General features: G+C 66.3%; 4 protein-coding genes. 3 read left to right on the top strand and 1 reads right to left on the bottom strand.

Annotated features, from left to right (window positions below):
* Positions 1–676 (top strand): SIMPL domain-containing protein (locus Q0602_RS05300; protein ID WP_298839962.1); only part of this gene is annotated, 676 nt, incomplete at its 5' end.
* A gap of 47 nt (positions 677–723) precedes the next feature.
* Here the strand turns inward: Q0602_RS05300 and Q0602_RS05295 are convergent.
* Positions 724–2,169, bottom strand: coding sequence for a sodium-dependent transporter (locus Q0602_RS05295; RefSeq protein WP_298839960.1), 1,446 nt, complete (start codon positions 2,167–2,169; stop codon positions 724–726).
* Between the two features lie 239 nt (positions 2,170–2,408).
* Between Q0602_RS05295 and Q0602_RS05290 the strand changes: the two genes are divergently transcribed.
* Positions 2,409–3,065, top strand: a complete 657-nt coding sequence (locus tag Q0602_RS05290) for a TrkA family potassium uptake protein (protein WP_298839958.1) — start codon at positions 2,409–2,411, stop codon at positions 3,063–3,065.
* A gap of 76 nt (positions 3,066–3,141) precedes the next feature.
* Positions 3,142–3,649 (top strand): potassium transporter TrkG (locus Q0602_RS05285; RefSeq protein ID WP_298839956.1); only part of this gene is annotated, 508 nt, incomplete at its 3' end.

Here is a 3,649-nt window from a genome sequence, read left to right as displayed (position 1 = left end):
GCTCCACGTCCAGGCCAACGCCACGATCGATGTCGCACCGGATCAGGCGACGCTGAATGCGCGACTGTGGGAGCGCACGCCGGCCCAGGTCCAGGGAGAGGAGTCCTCGGGCGATAGCGACGCCATCAAGGAGGCGCGGGACCGGCTCGAGTCCCGCACCGGCGAGCTGATCCGGACCCTGGAAAACGCCGGCGTCGACAGCAAGCGGATCCGTGCCGGCTCGCTCAGCGTGCGCCCGGACATCGTGCAGTCCGGCAATCGGGGCGATGACGACACGCCGCCGAAGGTGCGAACCCAGGTCGAACGTTCGGTGTCGTTGACGCTGAACGATCTCGACCGGCTGCCCCGCGTGCTCGACGCCCTGACCGCCGCTGGCGTCGACTCTCTCGACGGCGTCAGCTACGGGCTCCAGGACAGCGACGCGGCGGACGATCGCGCACTCAAGCAGGCGCTGGAGCGGGCACGCCAGAAGGCCGAGATGATGGCCGATACGCTGGATGTCGACCTGGGCGATGTCGTCAATATCGAAGAGACCACGGCGCCCCGCTATCAACCGCAGATGATGATGCGTGCCGCGGCAGCCGACAGTGGCAGCGGCAGCAGCGCGGCGGAGTACCGCAGCGGCGAGATCAGCATCGACGCCGGCGTGAGCGTGACCTGGGAGATCGACGACTGATGACCTTCGGGCGGGCCTCGGCGCCCGCCCGTACCGTTGCACCAGGCTTACGCCCGACGCGTCAGGCGGGCGAGAACCACCTCCGCGAGCAGCGCCAGGGCCAGCACCATTGCCAGCCAGCGCCAGTCGAAATCCGCATTCAGCGCACCCAGGGCATCCAGGAACACCATCACGATCGCCACCGGACAGACATAGCGGATCGTGAATCGCCACAGGGCGTGGATGGCCGACGGCAAACCAAGCTCCTCCTCGAGGTTCTCTCGACGCAGCACGAACCCGGCCAGCAACGCCGTTCCCAGCCCACCCAGCGGCATCAGGAAGCGCGAGGTCAGGAAATCCAGCCAGTCGAAGAAGTGACGCCCCGCCAGCTTCCAGTCCGCGCCGACGTTGAACGACAGCATCGCCAGCGTACTCACGATCCACAGCAGGATACCGACGCCCCAGGCCGCCCTGGCGCGCGACAGGCCGTGGCTTTCGTTCAGCCAGGCGACCGTGGCTTCGATCATCGAGATGGCCGAGGTCAGCGCGGCCACGGTCAGCATCAGGAAGAAGATCGTCTCGATCACCCCGCCCAGCGGCATCTGCTGGAACGCCAGCGGCAGGCTCATGAAGATGAGGCCGGGGCCGGACGCCGGGTCCATGCCGTTGGCGAAGATCACCGGGAAGATCGCCAGCCCGGCCATCAGCGCCACCAGGGTGTCGCAGATGGCGACCATCAGCGTGGTACGACCGATGGACTGGCCCGCCGGCAAGTAGGCGCCGTAGGTGAGGATCGCGCCGGAGGCAAGCGACAGGGTGAAGAAGGCGTGCCCCATCGCCGCCAGGATGGCCTGTCCGGTGAGCTTGCCGGGATCGAAGGCGAACAGGAACTGCACGCCGGCGCCGAAGCTGCCGGAAAAGATCGCGTAGACGATCATGATCACCAGCATCACCACCAGACCGGGCATCATCCAGCGCACGCTGCGCTCGATGCCCGCCTGGACGCCCAGTCCCACGATCGCCATCGTCGCCACAGTGACGAGCGTGCTCCAGAAGCCGAGATTCCAAGGGTTGGCGTTGTTGGCACCGAAGATGGCCGCCATGCCCTCGACGCTGTCGGCCGTCAAGCCTCCGCTGAGCGACTTCCACAGATAGGAGACGGCCCAGCCGGCGACCACGACGTAGAACGACAGGATCATGAATCCGCATAGCATCGCCATCCAGCCGAGCCCCGACCACAACCCGCTGCGCCCGGACTCCCGCGCCACCCGCCGGATCGCGTCCACCGGACTGCCCCGGCCTCTGCGCCCCAGCGCAATCTCGGTCATCATCACCGGCACGCCGATGGCCGCGATGCAGACCAGGTAAACCATGACGAAAGCACCACCGCCATATTCGCCGGTCATGTACGGGAATTTCCAGATGTTGCCCAGCCCCACGGACGAGCCGGTGGCCGCCAGGACGAAGCCCCAGCGTCCCAGCCACAGATTCTTGGGTCGTGCGATTGCGGTCATGCTTCCTCGTCGTTCCAGTGGACGGCCTGAAGACGCCAGCCCCGTATCGAGGCCGGGTGCGGCGCAGGGAGTCGCCCAGGGCGGGCGATTGCGGCGGAGGATTGTAGCGTCGACGCGCGACATGCGCGACCAAGTCGTGGTTGGTAGGGTGCCGGGGCTTGTGCAAAGCTTGGCCCACAGCGATGATCCAGCCCACTCGCCGGTCGGCATTACCGGCGTCGAACGACAAGGAGATTCCGATGTCCCGGCACTTCGCCATTCTGGGGTTGGGCTATTTCGGCAGTACCGTCGCACGTGAACTGAAACGTCATCAGAACCAGGTGCTCGGGGTCGATGCCGACGAGACCCGGGTCGACGCGATGTCGGACATGCTCGATCATGCGGTGATCGCCGACCTCACCGACGAGAAGGCGCTCGGCGAACTCTCGCTGGATGCCTACGACGTCGTGGTCATCGATGTCGACGACAACGTCGAGGCCAGCGTCACCTGCACGCTCCACGTCAAGGAGCTCGGTGCCAAGGAGATCTGGGCCAAGGCTCACTCCGATGCCCACTACAAGTTGCTCAAGCGCCTGGGCGCCGACCGGGTCGTCTACCCGGAATACGATGTCGGCGTGCGGGTCGCGGAGAGCCTCAACTATCACGCCATGGTCGATTTCATCCGGCTGGGCGAGCGCCAGTTCATCGTCGAGATCGAGACCACCGACCGTCTGATCGAGAACTGTGCCAGCGTCGCCAACCTCGCCATCGATCCCGAGGCCCTGTCTCTGGTCGCCATCAAGCGTGGCAAAGAGGTGATTCGCAACCCGGACGACGACACCCCGCTCCAGGCCGGCGACAGCCTGATCCTGATGGGCGACCTGCAGGCGCTGCGCGAAATCGGCAAACAGATATGAGCGTTCCGCTTCATCCCTCTGCACGAGACGCCCTCGAGGCGCCCGCCAGCCACGCAAGCCGCCGTGGAGGGTGCGAGTGAGACGCTGGCAACGACTCAAGCGGCCCTTCCGTCGCGCCCCGCACGGCGGTGTCATCAGGCTCTCGCCACCGGAGATACTGCTGCTCGGTTTTGCGCTGCTCTGCGCCATCGGCGCTCTGCTGCTATGGCTTCCGGGCAGCGCGACGCGTCCCCTGGCCTGGCACGAGGCCCTGTTCACCGCGACCTCGGCGGTCACCGTCACCGGGCTCAGCGTGATCGATGTGGGCAAGGACCTGACATTCATCGGCCAGTTGGTGTTACTGGTCCTGATCCAGGTCGGCGGCCTGGGCTTCATGACCTTCGCCGCGCTGACGGTGCTGCTGCTGGGAACGCGGCTGCCGCTGAGCCAGCAGAACCTGGTCCGCGAGGCGCTGGGAGAGATCGCCTTCAGCGACATCCGCGACCTGGTCAAGCTGGTGGTCGCCTTCGCCTTCATTACCGAGACCGTCTGCACGCTGCTGCTGGCCTGCCACTGGGTGCCCGAGCAGGGGCTGGAGATGGGGC

Origin of the sequence: uncultured Salinicola sp., from assembly GCF_937921195.1 — a bacterium.
In the GTDB taxonomy this organism is placed as follows: Bacteria; Pseudomonadota; Gammaproteobacteria; order Pseudomonadales; family Halomonadaceae; genus Salinicola.
This window is presented reverse-complemented; position numbering and strand designations above follow the sequence as displayed.